The organism is Paraeggerthella hongkongensis, assembly GCF_003726035.1.
GTDB lineage: Bacteria > Actinomycetota > Coriobacteriia > Coriobacteriales > Eggerthellaceae > Paraeggerthella > Paraeggerthella hongkongensis.
This window is the reverse complement of record NZ_QICD01000063.1, coordinates 1-554: the sequence shown is the minus strand read 5'-3', so window position 1 is coordinate 554 and position 554 is coordinate 1. Positions and strand designations below refer to the sequence as shown.

General features: G+C 64.6%; 2 protein-coding genes. Both read left to right on the top strand.

Annotation, left to right across the window (positions count from 1 at the left end; translation table 11 throughout):
* Window positions 1-394, top strand: a 394-nt coding sequence (locus DMP08_RS12325; protein WP_148042369.1) for an SDR family oxidoreductase, incomplete at its 5' end; no start/stop codon positions are given.
* A gap of 3 nt (window positions 395-397) precedes the next feature.
* Window positions 398-554, top strand: a 157-nt coding sequence (locus DMP08_RS12320; protein ID WP_123193159.1) for an NAD-dependent epimerase/dehydratase family protein, incomplete at its 3' end; no start/stop codon positions are given.

The window sequence follows — 554 nt, the reverse complement described above, 5'->3', positions numbered from 1 at the left end:
CTTCGCGAAGACCATGATGCGCCTCGCGCGCGAGCACGGCAGGATCAGCGTCGTGGCCGACCAGCTCGGGAACCCGACTTCCGCCAACGACCTGGCGTACGAGATCCTGCGCATCGCCCAGACCGAGGACTACGGCACGTATCACTGCACGAACGAGGGCACCTGCTCGTGGTTCGATTTCGCGTGCGCGGTGGTGGACGGGGCCGGCATCCCGTGCGAGAAGGAGGGGCTGACGTCTTCCGAGTACAAGGAGCGCTTCCCCCAGAGCGCGGATCGTCCTGCGTACTCGAGTTTGCGCAACAAGCGCCTGGAGGACACGATCGGAAACGATATGCGCCCGTGGCGCGAGGCGCTTGCGACTTACCTGGAAAACTGCGGCAATCGGAAGGGCTGAGGCATGTCGGAAACGTTTCAATTTAACAGGATCCTCGTGACCGGCGGAGCCGGCTTCATCGGCAGCAACTTCGTCCACTGGGTGGTGGAGAACCGGCCCGAGGCGCGCGTGATCGTCCTGGACGCGCTCACCTACGCCGGCAACCGCGAGAACCTCGCGG